Raw genomic sequence first — 18,344 nt, 5'->3', positions numbered from 1 at the left:
GACCTTTAAAAACTAAAATTTTCATATGAAAAGAGTACAGTCACAATTCCGGAAAAACTGGGAACATAAACTTGAAAATCTAGGTTTTGGCTATCATTCTCTGGAAGGACTTTACTGGGATGAAAGTCATTGCTATGAATTTTCGATGGATGAAGTCAACAAAATTGAAGCTGCAACAGCTGAGCTGTGGCAAATGTGTCTTGAAGCTGTTGATTATATTATTGAAAAAAATCTTTGGGACAAATTCAATATTCCGGAATGGTTTAGAAATTATATTGTTACAAGCTGGGAAGAAGATCATCCGTCAATCTATGGAAGATTTGATTTTGGTTTTGACGGTGAAAATCTGAAGCTGCTTGAATTTAATGCCGATACGCCGACTTCTCTGTATGAAGGTTCAGTAATTCAATGGTATTGGCTGCAGGAAATGTTTCCTTATAAAGATCAGTTCAATTCCATTCACGAAAAGCTGGTGGATTACTGGAAGTATCTTAAAAAGTACATGAATCCGCATTACATTTATTTTGCTTCATTAACGAATATCGAAGATGTAACGAATGTGGAATATTTGCGGGACTGTGCAACGCAGGCCGGTTTTGAAACAGAATTCATTCCCATCCAGGATATTGGCTGGGCAGAGGATATTCAAGAGTTTATTGCCGGAGACAAAACCATTATGGAATATATTTTTAAACTATATCCTTACGAATGGATTCTGCAGGATGGTTTTGGCGAAAAGCTGGTCAGTAATAATTTCAGATCGCAATGGATGGAACCTGCCTGGAAGATTCTTCTTTCCTCAAAAGCTATTTTGCCGGTGTTGTGGGAAATGTTCCCGAATCATCCTTATTTACTGGAATGTTATTTTGAACCGAAGCATTTAAAAGATTTCGTTAAAAAACCAATCTATTCTCGGGAAGGAGCTAACGTCAGTTTGTTTAAAAATAATGTTGCAGTTGAAGAAAATGACGGCGATTACGGAAAAGAAGGTTTTATCTATCAACAGTTATTTGATCTGCCAAACTTTGACGGAAATTATCCGGTTATAGGAAGTTGGGTAATTGGTCAGGAACCTGCGGGAATTGGTATTCGTGAGAGTAATCATTTAATTACCAATAATCAAAGTCGGTTTATTCCTCATCTGATTGATTCAAATAAAATTTACATAAAAGAAAAGGAGCTGTAAAATCAGCTCCTTTTTATTTTAACAGGTTTTAGTTTATTTTCCAAAACCGATGTTTCCTTTTTTATCAGAAAGATTTCTTTTAAACTGGATCATACTTAATGCGGTTACTGCAGCTTCTACACCTTTGTTTCCCAGATCTCCGCCACTTCTGGCAATCGACTGTTCTTTGGTATCATCAGTCAGCACGCAAAAGATAGTTGGGGTATCTGTCAGAATATTGCAGTCTTTAATCCCCTGGGCAACTGCGTCACACACAAAATCAAAATGTGGGGTTTCACCTCTAATTACGCATCCGATGGCAATTACCGCATCAAACGTTCGCTCTTTACAAAGCTGCATACTTGCGTAGTTTAGTTCAAAAGCTCCGGGAACGGAAAATAATTTGATGTTTTCAGACTTTACGCCTTCTTTTTCAAGAATTTCTAAAGCCGCATCACGTAGATTATGTGTTACAAAGTCATTCCACTCAGAAAAAACAATGCCGATAGAAAAATCCTCGGCATTATTTATATGAAGTGGCTTGTAATCTGAAAGATTAACTGTTGCCATGTTTTAGTAATATTTAGTCATTTCAATATAAGAATCAGACATTCCGTTGTCGTAGTCCTGATATTTTTCGTCAATAGTTGCGAAATATTTTTTAGCTTCTGCATTTTTCTTCATTCCTAAAGCTACGATTCCGGCTTTTCTTGTGAAGAAGTAAGAAGTGTAAGGATCATCTGAAGCTGAAGCTGCCTGATCTAATAAAGATAATGCTTCGTCATTTTTATTCAGTCCAGATTTAGCATCTGCCATTGCGCCATACTTCATGGCCATCAATGTTTTGTTGTCAGAAGAAAATTTATCTAAAAGATCAAAGGCCTCCTGGAATTTTCCTTCTTTAAATTTCAATAAACCTGCATTGTAAGCAGAAAGTTTACCGATTTTAGTTGAAGAATATTCGTTGTACGTTCCCAGGTAACCAGGATTAGCAGCAGATTTTCCACCTAGAGCGTCTTTATCTTTACCTTCTGTAAGATTTTTTTGAGCAGCTAAATACGTTTTTACAGCTTCAGCATTTTTTGGAGCTACCACAAATTGCTGGTATCCGAAAAAGCCTAAAACTCCTAAAACAAGTACTCCAAAAACGATACTTAACGGTTTCTGATATTTTTCCAGGAATCTTTCTGTGTTTAAAGCCTCTCTGTCAAGATCTTTAAAAAATTCCACTGTTTCTTTACCTTCTTGCTCATTTGGAGCATTCTTACCCAATTTTGCCATAAATTCTTAAAAAATTGAACTGCAAATTTAATTGTTTCTGAGTGATTTACAAAATACTTTGCAGGTATTATTAATATTATTTAAGTTGAAAGTAGATTTTTCAATTTCAAATAGTTAAACGAAAAAATGATTGATGTATTTTATTGTAAAAAGTCGCAGTTAAGCTTATTACTTTGTAGTTTACCTGTGAAAAATGAATAATCTTTCATTTCCTCTTTTTGCTCTGGTGTTAATATATCATACGCACAATTGTTAATTTCTATTAAAAGCTCAAACCTATATCTTTTGTCTGGTTTGGTATCATATCTATATACAAAATAAAGCTCATTAGATATGTTTTGTAGATCTGTTAGCAATCTGAATTTTATTTTCTGATTTGGCTTTAGAAATATTAAATTGTTATAGATATAGTAATTTAATTCAGCAGCTTTTTGGTCTTTGATTTTAAATTTTTGCTGCCATTTCTTCAATTCTGAATTTATGTTATAGCAATCATTATTTTTCTTTAATTCTTTCTCTATAAAATCAAAATCTAAATTTACGTGAGTATCTTGTGGTTCTAAGGCAATATTAGTCTTTGAATCAGTAAGTTTTAATGAAAATGATAATTGATGAGACTGACTATGATAATATGATAACGTTTCACAGGAGTTTTCGCCTTCCCAATATGGTTTTAGATTTGTCATTTCTAAAGGCAGAACGTAATTTTTGGAAGAATGATTTGTGATGGTTACTACCACACTTTTTCTATCTAATTCCGTGAAGAAACTTACTCCTATTTGAGACTTGATGAAAAAAGGAAAGAATATTAGAAAAAAAAGTTTATTCATTTTCTAAGAGTATAATTGTTACAATAAAAATTATGAAAAGTATTTAATATTCTAAAGTATGATAAATTTCTGCATCAAATTTTTTGAGCTTTTCTTTACCTTTTAAATCTTTCAATCCAATTAAAAAACTAAACTGAACAACTTCTGCGCCTTGTTTCTTAACCAATTTTGCGGCAGCTTCTGTAGTTCCGCCAGTCGCTAAAAGATCATCGTGAATTAAAATTCTTTGACCCTTTTTAATCTGACCTTCACGGGTTTCTATTTCTGCACTGCCATATTCCAGATCATATTTCTCTGATATAATCGGTGGCGGAAGTTTGCCTTTTTTTCTGATCAGGATAAAAGGAACGTCCAGAGCTACTGCAATGGCAATTCCGAAAAGATAACCGCGACTTTCAATTCCACAGACTGCATCTACTTTTCCTTTGCTGAATGTCACCAAGTCGTCGATGACTTCCTGATACAGTTTGGGATCAGCAAAAATTGGCGAAATATCTTTAAACTGAATTCCCGGAATCGGAAAATCAGCAATATTTTCAATCGTGTTATCCAGTTTTTGTATCAGCTCCTGTGAGGCCATTTTAAGGATTGATTTTATAGCTTGAAATTTTCCATTCGCCATTCACACTTTTTAATCCAAAAGTTGCTCTCAGTGAAGTTGTTTTCCCATTTTTATCTGTAACATCGTACGTAGCACTTACGCTGGAAACGTTTGGATTCGTTGCGTTGGTAGTAATATTTTTTACACTTACATTTTTCACCGCTCCAAACCCTGAGGTTGGGTTTGAGAACGACTCGTAGCTTCCCCAGCTTGGATTGCTTGACGCATCAAAAGCAGCTTTTAAATTTTGTGAACTTACATTATTTAAAAATTTGCTTACTGTATTTTTAGGGTCTGCAGTTGGCTGCTTTGGCTGAGTTGGAGTAGTGGCATTAGGATCAGTCACTGTTCCCGGCGTTGTTCCTGTAGGATTGGAAGGATCAATAACCGCATTCGGATCTTGCACAATCACTGTAGAATCTGTTTTTGGAGCCACAGGAACTTTTAATGCATTAGGATTTACATCCAAACCGATTTTAGACATTTTAAAAGTCTTTGCAGTGGTTTTTACAGAAACGGTAATGTCAATCTTGTTGTCAACAATTTTAGAAGCCAGCAAAGATGAAAATTTAAGATTAAATCCTCTGAAGTTATTGTCCTGCATTAGATTTTTAGCGGTTGAAAGTTTCACGCCGTTACTGAAAACTTCCAGAGTCGTTTCTAAAGCTGCACCAGTGAATGAAACAGGATTTCCTGCGTTATCTACCAATCTTGGAATGATCTGCATTGACGTAGGTCCGTTACCTGTATCACCAGATAATTGCGCGGCAAGATTTAGAGAAGATGCACGTACGTCATTCGGATCACTTTCCTTGGCAGACTCGTCGCCGAAGATATTCATTTCTCCTAATGAAGGTGGGGCAGTACTTGCCCATTCGATACCATTTTTCTGTGCTACCTGATCTGCCAACGATAATATTTCAGGAACTTTTTTTCCGTCGATTAATTGTCCCAAAGCCTTCAGTTCGTTCACATCACCTTCGGCTTCTACACCGAATGTTTTTAAAATATAAAGAGCTTCATTAAATTTTATCTGCTTGATCGTTGTAAGGCTTGAAGCCATATCATTAATGCTCGACTGCAAAGTCTGAGTGGTCGTTGCATCTACATGATCTTTTTTACAAGATGTAAAAAGAAGCAAACTAAATAGCATTAGAAAAGTTAGCTTTTTCATTTTATATGGTTTGATGCAAATTTAGTAAAACCTTTATGAATACAGATTTTTTATTTTTTGTTTTCTTTTTCCTTTAAATCTTCTTTAAAAAATGAACTGAAAATAGTCTGCATATTTGGGAATGATGCATCTTGCCAATAGTTTGTTTTGTATTGACTGATGTCTTTGTCAAACTTCACTTTTTCAACATCGTTTTTATCACTGAAATCTAATTCTGTAGGATAAAAGTTTCGATAACTTATCACCTGATTGTATTGTGGCTCAGTTTTATGCTTTAGTTTCATAAAATAGATTTCATTTGATTCAATAAAATCTCTCAATGTTTTTTTTGAATCTTTCTCGTAAGATATATTTAAAATGCTTTTTATATCATATAAGCGGTAACCAAAAAATGCAACTTCCTTCTGCTGAAGTGCTTGACCCGTAATTTCAACTTCATCTTTCGCATTTCCCTTCAACTCTTTTATTTTCAATTTTTTTGATTTGAATTCTCCAATATTTCCCACATCTCTCAGCTTCGGAAATTCAAGTGAAGAACTGTAATCCCACGAACCCATTTGTTTGAGATCGTTTTTTGCAGTTTCCAGATAATAAATACGGTACTGCTCCACGTTGGTACTTTTTACTTTCTTGGTTTTGTTGTCGAAAACGTAAGTGGCAACTCCATCAACATAACAGTTCAGTTTACCATTCACCGTTACGTAAGCATTGAAGTTTCCTTTTACCAAAACATATTTTGCCGGCTTGTTATTTTTGATAACCACAGCTTCAATATCTTTTACTCTGTCATTTAGTTTTACCACATCTTTATTCAGTTCAGCATAAGAAAATGTTCCGAGTGATAAATTTTCATACACTAACTGAAATTTTTCCTGGGAAAGATTTAAGGTGTTTCTCTCAATTTTTCCGTCAATGTCTGAATAGGCAATGATAGTTCCGTCTTTTCCAAATACGGAAACTTTAGGAAGGGGCTGGTTTGTTTTTTCTGAAAGAAAAGTGGTGGTCTGTGCACTTATAAAGGTGAACAGCAATACAAACAGTAATGAAAGGAGTTGAGTTTTTTTCATGGTTTATTATTAGTTTTATTTATTATAAGACGGTTTATTTTAGAAAAGGTTGCCTTAAAGCACAAAAAAAAGACTGATATATTTCAATCAGTCTTTTAAAGTTTTATTTTGTTACAAGTCCTTAGAAAGGATACTCATAAATTTCAGATTCGTGAAGGAAAGGGTTTCCTGTAGGAATTAATTTCAGTTTAGATAATGCAGACATTACTGTAAAGATAAATAAACCTGCAACAAATAATACTGAACCCAATACCAACAATAATACTTCAGGAGTGTTCCAGTAAGGACCAACTGTTCCCGGCATTACCATATTGAAGTAATCTAAAAGGTGACCTAAGATTACAACTACTGCCATGATCGTAACCACTTTGTAGTTTCTCTTGATGCTTGAACTTACCAATACCAATAATGGTAATAAGAAGTTGATGATCAACATTGGCAAGAACGTAACTCCGTAGTGTTGGAATCTTCCGAAGAAGTAATTTACCTCTTCCGGTACGTTCGCATACCAGTATAACATAAACTGAGCAAACCATGTGTACGTCCAAAGCATACTTGTAGCAAAAAGGAAAACTCCTAAATCGTGCAAGTGGTTGTCATTGAACTGTGGCAAGAATCCGTTTTTCTTAAGGTAAACACTTAGTAAAATAATTACTGCGATACCACTAGAAAGACAGCTCACCATAGAATACCAGATGTACATAGTAGAATACCAGTGAGGGTCAATAGACATCAACCAGTCCCAAGCCCAAGCTGCAGAAGCAAACCCGAAGAATGCGATATATCCTACTGCCCATCTGTAAAGGAACTGATACTCAACCAAAGATTTTGTATCATCTACTTTTTTAGACTGTGCTTTCAGTTTCCATGCGAAGAATGAAGCTCCGATAACGTAGATCAAAGTTCTGATTGCATAGAAAGGAATATTTAAGAATCTTTTCTTTTCAAATAAGATCACATCAAAGTGTGCAGAGTTTGGATCTGTTAAATCCGGATCCATCCAGTGGAATAAGTGACCTTGGTGTAAAATGTTTAACAACATAATGATAACCAAGATAGCACCACCGTAAGGGATGTAAGAAGCAATAGCTTCCATTACTCTTGTAATAATAATTGGCCATCCTGCGTGAGCTGCGTGCTGAATACAGTAGAAAAACAATACCGCACAACTAACTCCGAAAAAGAATACTGCTACAAAATGAATTGATGCTAAAGGCGAATTATGAATCTGCAATGTCGCATGTTCAAGATGTGAATCGTGATCCTGAGGACCTATCATCTCGCTAGAGTGAGTAGGAGCATCGTGACCGGCAGAGTGTACTGCTTCCATCATGTGCTCGATTCTTTCTGTACTGATCCCGTGATTAAGGAAGAAACCAATACCAAATAGAACTAAACCTACAACAAGAAGTATGATAGAAGTTGATTTTAATTTTGGTGAAAAACTATACATTTCTTTTCTTATTTTTTAGTTGCGGTAGAATCTGTTTTTGCTGCTGTGGCTGTAGTTGAAGCTGCTGCCGGTGCGCCTTTTTTGAAAGCATTGATCACGTACATTGCAACTCTCCATCTGTCTCCAGCGTTCAGTTGTCCTGCATAAGAACCCATTGCATTTCTACCGTTAGTTAATACATAATGAACAGAACCTACAGTGATTTCTCTATCTGCATAATTTGGTACACCAGAATATGCTCCGCTTTGAACGATTGGTCCCTGTCCGTCACCACCAGTTCCGTGGCAAGCTGAACAAGTACGGTCAAATAACATTTTACCTCTTTCGATATCTTTCGTAGCGTTAGCCGGATTTAATGGAGAAGAAGTTAATGATTTTGAAGCATCATAACCTGCGTTATATTCATCCGGGTTTTTTGGAAGTTTACCTTCTGCAAAAACACCATCTTTATTTTGAGCTACTGATCCTTCTACTGGAGCAAGACCTGTCGCAAAGCTGTTATTAGCAAACGCCGGAATTTCATTTTCATGATCTGAATACGCATCCTGAGCTTTCATCAAAGGATCGTAAGCTACCGGAAAGTACATGTCTGGGAAATATACCAATGGTGCATTTTCTTTCGGTCCACAAGAATTAAGTAAAACTGACGCTAAACCTAAAACTGCTGTAATTTTTAGTACATTCTTTTTCATTTTAAGCATCTTTAACAGTTATTTCTTCAACTCCCGTATCAACAAGCAGCTGCTTAATAGATTCTACATCTTCAGTAATAAATTCCATCATGAATTTATCATCTGTAGTTCTTGGGTCTGGGTTCTGAGCCGGAGCACCAGGATACATTTTGTTTCTAACCAGGAAAGTTAAAGACATCATGTGTGCTGCACAGAATACCATTAATTCAAACATTGGAACTACGAATGCCGGCATGTTGTGTGCCCAGTCAAAAGCCGGTTTACCACCGATATTCTGAGGCCAGTCATGATTCATTACGTACCAGGTAACTGTTGCGCCAATACTTACACCATATAAAGCGTAGATAAATGCAGCATCAGAAATTCTTGTTTTCTTTAAACCTAAAGCTTTATCTAGCCCGTGAACCGGGAATGGAGTATAAACTTCATTTATTGCGATTCCTTTATCGTTGAATGCTTTAACTCCGTTCATTAGATCGTCGTCATCAGCATAAAGTCCGTATACAATTTTAGTGGTGCTCATCTCCTTCTTTTGCTTTATAAGTTTCACCTGAGATTTTCAAAATCGATTTTAATTCGGCCTGTGCAATTACAGGGAATGTTCTTGCATATAATAAGAATAATACAGAGAAGAATCCGATAGTTCCTAAGTATACACCTACGTCGATAATAGTTGGTTTAAACATCGTCCAAGATCCTGGCAAGTAATCTCTTGAAAGGTTGATAACGATGATATCAAAACGCTCGAACCACATACCGATGTTGATGATCAATGCGATAATAAATGTAGCAATGATGTTTGTTCTTATTCTCTTGAACCAGAATAATGCAGGGATAACAAGGTTACAGATAATTAGTGACCAGAAAGCCCACCAGTAAGGCCCTGTTGCCGCACCTGGAGAAAGATAAGTAAAGTCTTCATATCTAGAGCCAGAGTACCATCCGATGAAATATTCAGTTGCGTAAGCTACTGTTACCATTCCACCTGTTAAGATGATTACGATGTTCATAATTTCGATATGATACATTGTGATATAGTCTTCTAAGTGACAAACTTTTCTAGCGATCAACAATAGAGTCTGTACCATTGCAAATCCTGAGAAGATTGCTCCTGCAACGAAGTAAGGAGGATAGATCGTAGAGTGCCATCCTTTAATTACTGACGTAGCAAAGTCAAAAGATACCGTGGTGTGTACCGAGAATACTAGTGGAGTAGCCAAACCTGCAAGAACCAAAGATAGTTCTTCGAATCTCTGCCAGTGTTTTGCTTTACCACCCCAACCGAAAGCCAGGAATGTATAAATTTTTCTTGTCCAAGGAGTTTTTGCTCTGTCTCTGATCATTGCAAAGTCAGGAATCAATCCCATAAACCAGAATACTGTAGATACTGAGAAATACGTAGAGATTGCAAATACGTCCCAAAGTAGAGGAGAGTTAAAGTTCCCCCAAAGAGAACCAAACTGGTTAGGAAGAGGGAATACCCAATATCCTACCCAAACTCTACCCATGTGGATAACCGGGAAGATTGCTGCCTGTACAACTGCGAAGATCGTCATCGCTTCCGCAGAACGGTTTACAGACATTCTCCAACGCTGTCTAAATAATAATAATACTGCGGAGATAAGAGTTCCGGCGTGACCGATACCTACCCACCATACGAAGTTGGTAATATCCCAACCCCAGTTAATAGTTCTGTTAAGCCCCCATGCTCCAATACCTGTCCCGATAGTGTAGGCGATACAGCCGAATCCGTAGATGAATAGAACTAAGGCTGCATATAGTGATACCCACCATAATTTTCCTGCTCTTTCTTCGATAGGTCGTGCAATATCTTCTGTGATATCGTGATAAGTTTTGTGACCAATAATCAGAGGTTCCCTTATCGGAGCTTCGTAATGTCCTGACATTTTTTACCTATTTATTATTTAAACTTTAATTTTCTACTCTGTTTCTTACTTTAGTATGATAGAACACGTTTGGTTTTGTTCCGATCTCTTCAAGTAAATGATATCTTCTGTTGCTAGAATATAATTCTCTCACTTCAGATTCTTTGTCATTCATGTCTCCAAATGTCATTGCTCCGGTAGAACAAGCAGCAGCACAAGCACAAGAATTTTTAAATTCGTTGTCTGTTACTTTTCTGTTTTCTCTCTTAGCATTCAAGATAGTAGCCTGAGTTTCCTGGATACACAATGAACATTTTTCCATTACCCCTCTTGTTCTTACAACAACATCTGGGTTCAATACCATTCTTCCTAAATCGTTATTCTGATTGAAATCAAAACGGTCATTCAGGTTATAAGTAAACCAGTTAAAACGTCTTACTTTGTACGGACAGTTGTTTGCACAATATCTAGTACCGATACATCTGTTGTAAGCCATGTGGTTTTGACCTTGCTTACCGTGTGAAGTAGCCGCTACAGGACATACTGTTTCACAAGGAGCGTGGTTACAGTGCTGACACATTACCGGCTGGAAGATCACATCTGGACTTTCATTCGGTTCAATTAAAATGTCATATAACTGAGGAACATTTAAGCCTCTTTCTACACCTTCTTTAGTCTCGATTTTTTCTTTTGCAGAATAGTAACGGTCAATTCTCAACCAGTACATATCTCTGGACATTCTGATCTCTTCTTTACCAACAACAGGAACGTTGTTTTCTGCCTGACAAGCAATAATACATGCTCCACAACCAGTACAAGAGTTCAAGTCAACAGATAAGTTGAAGTGAGGACCGTCTGTATCATCAAATGCATCCCAAAGGTCAATTTTACCTGCTGGCAATGCACCGCTGATGGTGTGATATTCCAATGGCTTGTTCCATCCGTGGTGTTCGTCATCAAAAGCAACATTTAAGAATTCTTTTAACGGAACTTCTTTAGCAATATCATAACGACCCATTAGAGTGTTTTGAAGCTGGATACCTGCAAACTCGTGGCTTTCTCCTGTTTTTTCTAATTTAACATTAGAAATTACAAGGTTAGAACCATCAAATAAAGGATAAGCATTTACCCCGGTATCTGCAGTTGCTCCTGAATCTTTTTTACCATAACCAAGCGCAAGACCTACTGATCCGTCTGCCTGTCCCGGTTGAATAAATACAGGAACGTCTTTTATTGTTACTCCGTTTACGGTAAGATTTACAATAGATCCGTCTAACTGCATTCTTGCATTCAGGTCGTTTTCTATTTCTAATCTCTGAGCATCTTTCGGAGAAATTGTCAAGTAGTTATCCCAAGACATTCTTGTCAATGGATCTGGTAATTCCTGCAACCAAGGGTTGTTTGCCTGAGTTCCGTCACCGATTGAAGTCTTAGTATATAAAACCAATTCTAGGTCTGAAGCTTTAAAGTTTCCTAATTCGGCAACAGCCTGTGCAGCGTTTCCGCCAGCATAAGATAAAGTAGTTGCGTTAGCAGAAGCTACGATACCGTTATATAAAGCTTTGTTGAATGAAGTTCCACCTAAGACAGAAGCTGAATTTGCTTTTAAATAATCGTAATAGTTGTTTGCTGCATTGTTCTTTCCGTTTTTCCAAACCAATAGAGATTCTTCGATCTGTCTTGATTTGTAAATTTTCTGGATCGTTGGCTGCATCAATGAATAAACTCCAGACTGAGGCTCAATATCACCCCAAGATTCTAGCCAGTTAGCTACCGGAATTACAGCTTTCGCTGCCTTATACATTTCGTTTTTCTTGTCTGCAACAGCAATAACGTAAGGAACTTTAGTCAAAGATTTTTTGAAATCCTGTCCTTTGTGGTGAGAATAAATTGGGTCAACATTGTTTGTAATTAAAACACCAACCTGTCCACCATTCACCCAACCTAGAAATTCCTGGAATCTTACTTTATCAAACTCTTTAAGGAAGTTTGCTTTACCAGTGAAAGCTACTGAACCTAATTTTTGGTTGATTAAGTGAGCTAAAACCTGAGCACCTTTAGAACCGTCAGCGAAAACAACAGCTTTGCTGCCTTTTGCTGACAATTCTTTAGCAAGCTCGTTAGCTAATTTATCTGAAGAGCCACCTGCAACGATTGCGTTATAAACTTCAACCAAAGTTTTGTTTACAGCACTTGGCTTTAATCTGTATCTAGAATCTGCATTAGCACCAGTTAAAGACATGTTTGATTCCACTTGGATGTGTCTCAACATGTTTGCTCCCGGCTTTCTTGCTGCAGCATAAGAAGTTTCTAAACTTGCTGCATTGTATTCTCCTAAGAAATCTGCCTGGAAAGCAACCACCAATTCAGAACCTTTAAGGTCATAAACAGGTAAAGCTCTCTGTCCGAATACTTCCTGTGCAGCATCCAAAGAAGCGGCGTAAGGAATTGCATCGTAAGTTACCAGTTCAGCGGTAGGATATTTAGCTTTAAATTCAGCAAATAATTTTTTGAATGTAGGCGAAGCAAAAGAGTGAGATAATAAGACAATTCTTTTACCTGAAGCTTTAGCTTCTTCTAAACCTTTGATTACGTAATCATCTACTTTATCAAAAGTTTCGTCTTTACCTTCAAACTTAGGCTGCTTTACTTTATCGTTATCATAAAGAGAAAGTACACTTGCCTGAGCTCTTGCGTTAGTTTTACCTAAATCACCTGCTGCCGGGTTCGGATCAATTTTGATTGGTCTTCCTTCTCTGGTTTTAACTAAAACGCTTGCGAAATCGAAACCGTCAAAATATGTTGAAGCGTAATAGTTAGGAACTCCCGGAATAATATCATGCGGCTTTACCACATAAGGAATTGTTTTGATTACCGGTGCCTCACAAGCTGCTAAAGTAACTGCTGCAGTAGAGAAACCTAATAACTTCAAGAAATCTCTTCTTGTTGTACTAGCATCACTTTTCTCAGCATCACCTAAGAAATCTTCTACCGGAATTTCTTCTTGGAACTCTTTAAGAGCCAGCTTACCGTTTAGGGAAGGGTCTTTAAGTTCGTGAATACTTCTAAATTGTATTTTGTTTGAAGCCATTTATACTTCTGATTTTTTAGTTATTAATAATGACATTTACCACACTCAAGACCTCCAATCGCATCTACAGTAATCTTACCGCCATCCTGAGGGTATTGCTTCTTAAGCTTTTCGTGTAGATTCTTGAAGTATTCTTTATTATAACCGTTGTTCATATCAATTTCAGTCGTTCTGTGACATTCGATACACCATCCCATAGTGAAGTCGTTTGCCATCTGTACCACATTCATTGTATCAATTTTTCCGTGACATGCTTTGCATACAACATCAATTTTGTTGTCTGGATTCTTTTTGTTGAAAGAATTGATAATCGCCTGTTCACCTGCTACAACGTGTTGTGAGTGGTTGAAGTAAACGAAGTCTGGCATATTGTGAATTCTTGTCCATTCTACAGGAGATGTTTTACCTGTATACTGTTGTTTTTCAGAATCCCAACCAGTGTGCTCGTAAATCTTTTTGATTTCGCCGTCATAGAATGCTTTGTCTTTTCCTGGCTCAAGGTACTTACCGTTGTATTCAGAAATTGTTCTGTGACAGTTCATACAAACGTTCATGGAAGGAATTTCAGAAACCTTACCGTATTTAGCACTTGAGTGACACAATTGACAGTCGATTTTATTTTCGCCAGCGTGAATTTTGTGAGAGAAGTAGATAGGCTGTTCAGGCTTATACCCTTTGTAAACACCGATCCACATGATCCAGTTCCATACTCCGTAAGTCGCTAATATAGCCAAAACAGCTAGAAGACCTTTACCGATGTAGTGGTATTTCTCGTAGATTTCGCTGAAAGATTTTACTCTGCTTTCGTTAAGACCTGCTAAATCTTCAGACTGACCCATTTTCACAAGCTGTCTAAGTTTGACTAAGATCCAAACCAATAAACCGGCAATTGCCAAAAGCGAAATGATTACAATGCTTGAAGTAGTGTTGTTAGCCGGTGCAGCAGTCGCCGCATCAGCAGTAGTTCCTGCTGCAGCTTCTGGAGCTGGTTCCGGAGCCGGAGGATTAGTTGTGTACGCTAAAATATCATCAATATCCTTGTCTGCAAGATTAGGAAAGACCTGCATTTCAGTCTTATTGTACTTTTCAAAAACTTCATTGGCGTACTTGTCGCCAGAAGCTCTGAGTGCTTTGTTGTCTTTAATCCACTTGTGAAGCCATTCTGTATCCAGTCCCTGCTCAGACTTAAGTCTTTCTACCACACCTTTCAGTGCCGGTCCTACAACTTGTTTGTCTAAAGCGTGACATGCTGTACAATTTGCCTTAAAAAGTTTCTCACCATTTTTAGGATCGCCGTCTTGCCCGTAAATTGAAGCACTTGTTGATAGCAATAAACCTATCGCAATCAGCCCTTTTTTATAATGCTTTCTCCAACTAATCATTTAAATTATCTTATGTTAGTAAATATTGAAACTGTAATCAATCCCGCAAAAATAATATTTTTAACAGGAATTTAACGGTATAACTAAAGGGGAAAATGTCATTAACGTTTAATTTGTAATTATTCTAAATAACTATGGTTGCTGTATTTTTAAATTATTCTAAATTTGCAGAAACAAGTTTAAATGAGAAATTTCATTAAAATATTTTCGATACTTTCTATCTTTGGTTTTTATACCATTGATGCCCAACAGGTTGTAAAGAGAGATACTTTATCCGGTACAGAACTGGTAATGACGATGGACTCGCGTGTGAGTGACGCGATGAGCAGTTTGGAGGAAAAATGTGCAAGAGTTGCAGTCGTAAAATCTGTAGATAATGACGATGTTCCTGCAAGACCTGCCAAGATTTTTGTGCCTAACAGAGAATTGACGAATGCAGAAGTTTGCCGTAAGAATCCAAGGATTTTAGGATTTAAAATTCAGATCACTACAGTGAAAAGTAACGATGAAGCCAACGAAATCAAAGCATATTTCAGAAAGAGATTTCCAAATTTGAAAGTTGAGACAGACGCGTCCCTGAGACCGAATTACAAGATTTTGGCAGGAAGTTATTTTACAAAGCAAAGTGCCGCTTCGGATCTTTCAAGAGTGAGAGAGTATTTCAAATCTGCAGTTGCAGTACAGTACAGAATTTTCTGTGCCGAAGCTAAGTAGGTTTTTACAATAAAATAAAAAAAGGGCTGAGAAATAAATTTTCTCAGCCCTTTTTTTAGATATAATATTTGTTTAGAAAATCGAAGAAATCAATCATTCTGTGGTAATTGTTCAGCAGTAAATAAACAGTCAAAATCCCGGTTGTAGCGGTCAGGAAAGATAAGGTTTTTGGTGAATTGCCATAGGCGAAAAACAGCCAGCCCAACAGAAGTGGATATACAAAAACGTAGTGTCCTCCGTATATGTAAGACGTATGCAGGCCAAACCTAAAGATGCAGTGAATAGCAATATCCACCAGGAAAGAAAGTACGAGAATCTGCACCAGTTTGTTTTTGAAATTCTTACAGTAGCTCCATAATGCAAGTCCTAAAATCAGTGCGATGAAAACATAGGCAAGCGCGGTAGAGTAGGTCTCCATGAAGATGGCTTTAAAGTAAAAACCTTTCATATTATGTTTTTCGCGGATGAAAAAACTTGGGAAAAGAATATTTCCGCCAAAAAAATAGGAATAAATCATATCCCAGGTTGGTGTCGATTTCACATTGGAGAACTTTTCGTACTGTTCGCCTGATTTTGAAAGTATGTTTTGATATTTAAAATCGATTCGGTTCAGGTATAAAAGAACAAAAACACCAACGGAAAGGACTACTCTGAAAGCTGCATTTCCAAATTTTTTCCAGCTTTTAAACAGTCCTTTTTCGAAGATAACTGGAATGAAAATTTTCACAATATTCGTTACGGTTAATCCTCCGATTGTCACTCCTGCCAGTACTAAGGCTGATCCGGCAATTTTACCGTCCTTTTTAAATTTTATTGCTGTATAATGATTAAACAAAACCAACAGAAACAAAGTGTAAGTATAGGTTTCCGGAGTGAATGAAAGAAGGATATTTGTTGAAAATAAACTGAAAAAGAAGACAATCAGGAGACTGATCAGCAGTGGAAGTCGGATAATATTTTTCAGATATTTATAGACCTGAACCAAACTTAAACTGATGATGAAATTACTTAACCAGGCCAAAATCAGTCTGAAATTTACATCCGTTTTTCCGTTTGTGAAGAGCAGAATAGAATCCTTCATCCAGTTGAAAAAATAATATGACAGAGGATGTCTTTCAAAGCTTCCGCCTGTAGTGACAATCGCTTTATTATCAAAACTGAAATATGCATCCCAAGGAATTCTGCTGTCGAAAATAATTCTGTAATTGACCGCAATATAAGAACCCAAAATTCCGTAGACTGATAAAAAGAAGATGAAAATTCCTAATTCTACAAACGTGGAAGGAAAAAGAATTTTAAAAAAGTTTAAAAATTTTGATTTTATAGACACCGTTTTAATTTTGTGCAAAAATAAAGTAAAAAACTCACCAATGAAGATGAGTTTTATATTTAATTCTATTATTTTCCTACGGTTTTAAGAGCTGCAGGAAAGCATTGAGCAGCCGGAAATGTCATCGTAATTTGAAGGTCTTTTAGCCGAAAATTCGGGGTAAATTTCTTGGTAAGGATTTTCTAAAGCTTTGGTTAATTTTTCCAGCATTTCAGTTTTGCCCTCGTTAATTTCTTCAATACATTCAAATAAAAGATAGTTTCGCAAAAGAAATTTTGGGTTGTTGTTCTTCATTAAATTTACAGATTCGTCTTTCTCAATCGTATTTTTTTTCAAACGTAACTGATATTGTCTGATGAAATCTTCAAGTTTTCTTACTTTTTTTTCATCTAAAATGGTATACGAGATTTTTTGAAATTCTGTTTTTAGATCAGAAACAGTATCAATTTTCTCAATCAAATTAAAAAACAGAGTATAGTCTAACTGAAGTTCCTGCATTAATCCCTGCCAATTAGTGAAAAATTCTTCGTCATTTTCTTTCACTCCATCAAAGCCGAATTTTCGGGAGAGCATGGCGTCATGGGCTTTCCAGAAATAAGTTCCGTAAGAATTCAAAGTTTCTTCCAGGAATTTTTCATCTTTGATCAGAGCAAAAAGTGCATTGGCGAGTTGCCAAAGATTCCACTGTGAAATTTGTCCCTGTTTGCCAAAAGCATATCGTCTTCCCGGAAGATCTGTGGTATTTGGGGTGAAATTAAGATCATATTCATCCATCATAGAAAACGGTCCGAAGTCAATCGTTAATCCTAAAATCGACATATTATCGGTATTCATAACACCGTGTACAAAACCAACTCTAAACCATTCCACCATTAAATCTGCAGTTTTGGTGCAGACCGCTTGAAAAAAGTCTTTGTATTTCTGTTCGCCTTCGGAAGTAATTTCAGGAAAATAATTTTTGATGGTGAAATCTGTCAGTTTCTGTAAAGTATCAATTTCCTTTTGTGCAGACATCAGTTCAAAATGACCAAAACGCAGGAAGCTTTCGGCTGTTCTTACTACAACGGCTCCTTTTTCTTCCTGTGGATTACCACTGTACATCATATCCCGAACTACATTTTCACCTGTAAAGCTTAAGCTTAAACCTCTGGTTGTTGGAATACCAAGATGGTGCATGGCTTCACTCATCAGATACTCTCTTACGGACGATCTCAAAACTGCTCTTCCATCTGCATGTCTGGAATAGGGTGTCGCTCCTGCGCCTTTCCACTGAATCTCAGTTTTCTGTCCTTCAGGATTTTGTATTTCTCCGGCAATAATTGCTCTTCCGTCACCCAATTGTCCTGCCCAGTTTCCAAACTGATGTCCGGCATAAGCTGTTGCGTAGGTTTTTATATTTTCAGGTAAATTATTTCCGACAAGAAAATCAAGATCAGTATCATTGAATTTTTCCAAACCTATTTCTTCAGAAAGTTTTTCATTAAAGACAATCAGCTTCGGATGATCAAATCCTACAGGATCAATGGTTGAAAACAAAACTTTTGGGGTGTTTCTCTGTATTGGATTTTTAGAAAAATCTCCTGGGAAATTTTCGAGAAAAGGTTGTTTGATATTCTTAAGATTCATAATTCAAATATATTAAAACAGAGACAAAAAAAGACCTTTCAGTGATTGAAAG

16 protein-coding genes are annotated in these 18,344 nt (G+C 36.7%); 2 read left to right on the top strand and 14 right to left on the bottom strand.

Annotated features, from left to right (window positions below):
• Positions 1–25 precede the first annotated feature (25 nt).
• Positions 26–1,186, top strand: coding sequence for a glutathionylspermidine synthase family protein (locus OMO38_RS03945; RefSeq protein WP_264748919.1), 1,161 nt, complete (start codon positions 26–28; stop codon positions 1,184–1,186).
• 33 nt (positions 1,187–1,219) lie between these two features.
• On the opposite strand, the gene ribH is transcribed toward OMO38_RS03945, so the two are convergent.
• The 12 genes from ribH to OMO38_RS03885 form a co-directional block, all read right to left on the bottom strand.
• Positions 1,220–1,735 (bottom strand): 6,7-dimethyl-8-ribityllumazine synthase, encoded by a 516-nt coding sequence (gene ribH, locus OMO38_RS03940; RefSeq protein ID WP_264748918.1) that lies wholly within the window; start codon positions 1,733–1,735, stop codon positions 1,220–1,222.
• Positions 1,736–1,738: 3 nt separating this feature from the next.
• On the bottom strand, positions 1,739–2,446 hold the full coding sequence (locus OMO38_RS03935; protein ID WP_264748917.1) for a YfgM family protein: 708 nt from the start codon (positions 2,444–2,446) through the stop codon (positions 1,739–1,741).
• 140 nt (positions 2,447–2,586) lie between these two features.
• Positions 2,587–3,276, bottom strand: coding sequence for a hypothetical protein (locus tag OMO38_RS03930; protein WP_264748916.1), 690 nt, complete (start codon positions 3,274–3,276; stop codon positions 2,587–2,589).
• Positions 3,277–3,319: 43 nt separating this feature from the next.
• On the bottom strand, positions 3,320–3,856 hold the full coding sequence (locus OMO38_RS03925) for an adenine phosphoribosyltransferase (RefSeq protein ID WP_264748915.1): 537 nt from the start codon (positions 3,854–3,856) through the stop codon (positions 3,320–3,322).
• A gap of 1 nt (position 3,857) precedes the next feature.
• Positions 3,858–5,051 carry a hypothetical protein gene (locus OMO38_RS03920; RefSeq protein WP_264748914.1) on the bottom strand — a complete coding sequence of 398 codons (1,194 nt, stop codon included), beginning with the start codon at positions 5,049–5,051 and terminating at the stop codon, positions 3,858–3,860.
• 50 nt (positions 5,052–5,101) lie between these two features.
• Entirely contained in the window at positions 5,102–6,118 is a 1,017-nt protein-coding gene (locus OMO38_RS03915; protein WP_264748913.1) for a hypothetical protein, read from the bottom strand.
• Positions 6,119–6,239: 121 nt separating this feature from the next.
• The gene (locus tag OMO38_RS03910) at positions 6,240–7,571 is read right to left on the bottom strand and encodes a quinol:cytochrome C oxidoreductase (protein WP_264748912.1); all 1,332 of its coding nucleotides are present in this window, start codon (positions 7,569–7,571) and stop codon (positions 6,240–6,242) included.
• 8 nt (positions 7,572–7,579) lie between these two features.
• A complete protein-coding gene (locus OMO38_RS03905) occupies positions 7,580–8,272 on the bottom strand; it encodes a c-type cytochrome (protein WP_264748911.1) in 693 nt (230 codons plus the stop codon).
• Positions 8,265–8,786: a DUF3341 domain-containing protein gene (locus OMO38_RS03900; RefSeq protein ID WP_047443227.1), complete on the bottom strand. Its 522-nt coding sequence runs from the start codon at positions 8,784–8,786 to the stop codon at positions 8,265–8,267. The genes OMO38_RS03905 and OMO38_RS03900 overlap by 8 nt, the downstream gene beginning before the upstream one ends.
• On the bottom strand, positions 8,773–10,170 hold the full coding sequence (gene nrfD, locus OMO38_RS03895; protein WP_264748910.1) for an NrfD/PsrC family molybdoenzyme membrane anchor subunit: 1,398 nt from the start codon (positions 10,168–10,170) through the stop codon (positions 8,773–8,775). The genes OMO38_RS03900 and nrfD overlap by 14 nt, the downstream gene beginning before the upstream one ends.
• A 25-nt stretch (positions 10,171–10,195) precedes the next feature.
• Entirely contained in the window at positions 10,196–13,240 is a 3,045-nt protein-coding gene (locus OMO38_RS03890; RefSeq protein ID WP_264748909.1) for a TAT-variant-translocated molybdopterin oxidoreductase, read from the bottom strand.
• Between the two features lie 23 nt (positions 13,241–13,263).
• On the bottom strand, positions 13,264–14,622 hold the full coding sequence (locus OMO38_RS03885) for a c-type cytochrome (RefSeq protein WP_264748908.1): 1,359 nt from the start codon (positions 14,620–14,622) through the stop codon (positions 13,264–13,266).
• A gap of 183 nt (positions 14,623–14,805) precedes the next feature.
• On the opposite strand from OMO38_RS03885, the gene OMO38_RS03880 reads away from it, so the two are divergent.
• Positions 14,806–15,336 (top strand): SPOR domain-containing protein, encoded by a 531-nt coding sequence (locus tag OMO38_RS03880; protein ID WP_264748907.1) that lies wholly within the window; start codon positions 14,806–14,808, stop codon positions 15,334–15,336.
• A 55-nt stretch (positions 15,337–15,391) separates the two neighbouring features.
• On the opposite strand, the gene OMO38_RS03875 is transcribed toward OMO38_RS03880, so the two are convergent.
• Both OMO38_RS03875 and OMO38_RS03870 read right to left on the bottom strand, forming a co-directional pair.
• Positions 15,392–16,666 (bottom strand): DUF6080 domain-containing protein, encoded by a 1,275-nt coding sequence (locus OMO38_RS03875; protein WP_264748906.1) that lies wholly within the window; start codon positions 16,664–16,666, stop codon positions 15,392–15,394.
• A gap of 84 nt (positions 16,667–16,750) precedes the next feature.
• Positions 16,751–18,292, bottom strand: coding sequence for a protein adenylyltransferase SelO (locus OMO38_RS03870; protein ID WP_264748905.1), 1,542 nt, complete (start codon positions 18,290–18,292; stop codon positions 16,751–16,753).
• Between the last annotated feature and the right edge of the window lie 52 nt (positions 18,293–18,344).

This window comes from Chryseobacterium kimseyorum, from assembly GCF_025971945.1.
GTDB classification, from domain to species: Bacteria; Bacteroidota; Bacteroidia; order Flavobacteriales; family Weeksellaceae; genus Chryseobacterium; species Chryseobacterium kimseyorum.
The sequence above is the reverse complement of the archived record's forward strand: the minus strand, read 5'-3'. Positions and strand labels throughout refer to the sequence as shown.

Bases quoted from the DNA above. Each gene is read 5' to 3' on its own strand.
- OMO38_RS03945 (WP_264748919.1), top strand. From the start codon at position 26: ATGAAAAGAGTACAGTCACAATTCCGGAAAAACTGGGAACATAAACTT.
- OMO38_RS03925 (WP_264748915.1), bottom strand. From the start codon at position 3,856: ATGGCCTCACAGGAGCTGATACAAAAACTGGATAACACGATTGAAAAT.
- OMO38_RS03935 (WP_264748917.1), bottom strand. From the start codon at position 2,446: ATGGCAAAATTGGGTAAGAATGCTCCAAATGAGCAAGAAGGTAAAGAA.
- OMO38_RS03915 (WP_264748913.1), bottom strand. From the start codon at position 6,118: ATGAAAAAAACTCAACTCCTTTCATTACTGTTTGTATTGCTGTTCACC.
- ribH (WP_264748918.1), bottom strand. From the start codon at position 1,735: ATGGCAACAGTTAATCTTTCAGATTACAAGCCACTTCATATAAATAAT.
- OMO38_RS03930 (WP_264748916.1), bottom strand. From the start codon at position 3,276: ATGAATAAACTTTTTTTTCTAATATTCTTTCCTTTTTTCATCAAGTCT.
- nrfD (WP_264748910.1), bottom strand. From the start codon at position 10,170: ATGTCAGGACATTACGAAGCTCCGATAAGGGAACCTCTGATTATTGGT.
- OMO38_RS03870 (WP_264748905.1), bottom strand. From the start codon at position 18,292: ATGAATCTTAAGAATATCAAACAACCTTTTCTCGAAAATTTCCCAGGA.
- OMO38_RS03905 (WP_264748911.1), bottom strand. From the start codon at position 8,272: ATGCTTAAAATGAAAAAGAATGTACTAAAAATTACAGCAGTTTTAGGT.
- OMO38_RS03880 (WP_264748907.1), top strand. From the start codon at position 14,806: ATGAGAAATTTCATTAAAATATTTTCGATACTTTCTATCTTTGGTTTT.
- OMO38_RS03920 (WP_264748914.1), bottom strand. From the start codon at position 5,051: ATGAAAAAGCTAACTTTTCTAATGCTATTTAGTTTGCTTCTTTTTACA.
- OMO38_RS03900 (WP_047443227.1), bottom strand. From the start codon at position 8,786: ATGAGCACCACTAAAATTGTATACGGACTTTATGCTGATGACGACGAT.
- OMO38_RS03910 (WP_264748912.1), bottom strand. From the start codon at position 7,571: ATGTATAGTTTTTCACCAAAATTAAAATCAACTTCTATCATACTTCTT.
- OMO38_RS03885 (WP_264748908.1), bottom strand. From the start codon at position 14,622: ATGATTAGTTGGAGAAAGCATTATAAAAAAGGGCTGATTGCGATAGGT.
- OMO38_RS03890 (WP_264748909.1), bottom strand. From the start codon at position 13,240: ATGGCTTCAAACAAAATACAATTTAGAAGTATTCACGAACTTAAAGAC.